We start from the raw sequence: 1,626 nt of genomic DNA, 5'->3' as shown, positions 1-1,626 counted from the left end.
ATGCAGGTCGGGTTGCGGCACTGCAGGCAGCGCGCCGCCTCGGCGAGCGCATCGTCCTCCGAGTATCCGAGGTTGACCTCGTCGAAGTCGGAGGCCCGCTCACGAGGGTCGCGCTCGGGCATCGGGACGCGCGGCGCTAGCGGTGACACGCGCACCCCTGAGAGTACTCGACGTCCGCCTCGCGCTCGAGGTCGGCGTAGACGCGCTGCCGGCTCATGAGCTCCTCGAAATCGACCTGCGCGCCGTCGAAGTCGGGCCCGTCGACGCAGCCGAACCGCGTCTCCCCCGCGACGGTCACGCGGCACGCGCCGCACATGCCGGTGCCGTCCACCATGATCGGGTTGAGCGACACGGTCACGGGCAGGCCGTGCTCCTTGGCCGTGGCGGCGCAGAACTTCATCATCACCGCCGGACCCACGGCGAACGCATGGTCGAGCTCGCCGGCCTCAGCCATGCGCTTGAGCGGCGCCGTGACCAGGCCCTTCTCGCCGGCCGACCCGTCGTCGGTCACGACGATGAGCTCGCGGAGCGGCAGCGCGCGGAACTCGTCCTCGAGCACGAGCAGGTCCGCGCTGCGTGCGCCGAGGACGACGGTCACCTCGTCGCCGGCGGCCGCCATCGCGCGCGCGACCGGGTACGCGACCGCGGCGCCCACGCCGCCGCCGATCACCGCGACGCGCCCCAGCCCCCCGACGTGCGTCGGAGCGCCGAGCGGGCCGACGAGGTCGGTGAGCGACTCGCCCGGCTCCATGTGCGAGAGGCGGTGCGTGGTGGCGCCGACGCGCATGAAGATGAAGCGGACCCAGCCCTCGTCGGCCGACCAGTCGGAGAAGGTGAGCGGGATCCGCTCGCCGCGCTCGCCGGTGCGCAGGATGAGGAACTGCCCGGCCTGCACCCGGCGGGCGACCGCGGGTGCATCGACCTCCATCTCGAAGACGGACTCGGAGAGCTGGCGCTTGGCTCGGATGCGGAACATGGGGCTCCTCGCGTGCGGGGCCGAAGGGTAGGTCAGACCAGTATACTAGCGCGCATGAGCCGGCCCGCCAGCACCTCCGCCGTCCTTCCGCGCGCCCTGGCAGCGATCATCCTCGCGGCCGCGCTCACGCTGCCCGCCGGCTGCGCGCGGCCGGGCGACCCGCGACCGGTGCAGATCGACCGCGACGCGCTCGGCACGGTGGTCACGATCACCGCGTACGGGCGCGATGAGAGCGCCGTCCGGAGCAGGATCGAGTCCGCGTTCGCTGAGATCGAGGCGGTCGAGAGCGTGCTGGACGCTCACGACGAGTCCAGTACGGTCGCGGCGCTGAACCGCGCGTGGGCGAAGGAGCCGTCGCCGGTGCAGACGCTGCCGTCGGAGGCCGGCCAGGTGATCGCTGCGGCACAAGCACTGGGCGTGACGAACGACGGAGGAACTCCGACAGCGGGGCGCGGCGACTACTTCTCCTCGGCACTCCTCGGCGTGTCGAGGCTCTACGACTTCGAGGGCAAGAAGTCCGTGCCACCCACCGACGTGGCGAGGACAGCCGCCTCGTGGCATCTCGGCCTGGGCGCCTTGGGTGGATCCGCGTGGTTCGGCGCGCCGTCACCGGGGCTATGGTTCGGTTCCGTGACCGGCAGCCCCTCGGC

General features: G+C 72.3%; 3 protein-coding genes. 1 reads left to right on the top strand and 2 read right to left on the bottom strand.

Annotation, left to right across the window (positions count from 1 at the left end; genetic code table 11):
- Both FDZ70_10320 and FDZ70_10315 read right to left on the bottom strand, forming a co-directional pair.
- Nucleotides 1-122: hypothetical protein (locus tag FDZ70_10320; GenBank protein TLM66761.1), on the bottom strand; the 122-nt coding region annotated here is incomplete at its 3' end.
- A gap of 14 nt (nt 123-136) precedes the next feature.
- Nucleotides 137-976 (bottom strand): sulfide/dihydroorotate dehydrogenase-like FAD/NAD-binding protein, encoded by an 840-nt coding sequence (locus tag FDZ70_10315; GenBank protein ID TLM66760.1) that lies wholly within the window; start codon nt 974-976, stop codon nt 137-139.
- Between the two features lie 54 nt (nt 977-1,030).
- Between FDZ70_10315 and FDZ70_10310 the strand changes: the two genes are divergently transcribed.
- Nucleotides 1,031-1,626: FAD:protein FMN transferase (locus FDZ70_10310; protein ID TLM66759.1), on the top strand; the 596-nt coding region annotated here is incomplete at its 3' end.

This window comes from Actinomycetota bacterium (genome assembly GCA_005774595.1).
Taxonomy (GTDB): Bacteria; Actinomycetota; Coriobacteriia; order Anaerosomatales; family D1FN1-002; genus D1FN1-002.
Note: the sequence above shows the minus strand (reverse complement) of the source record. Positions and strands in the feature narration are given on the sequence as shown.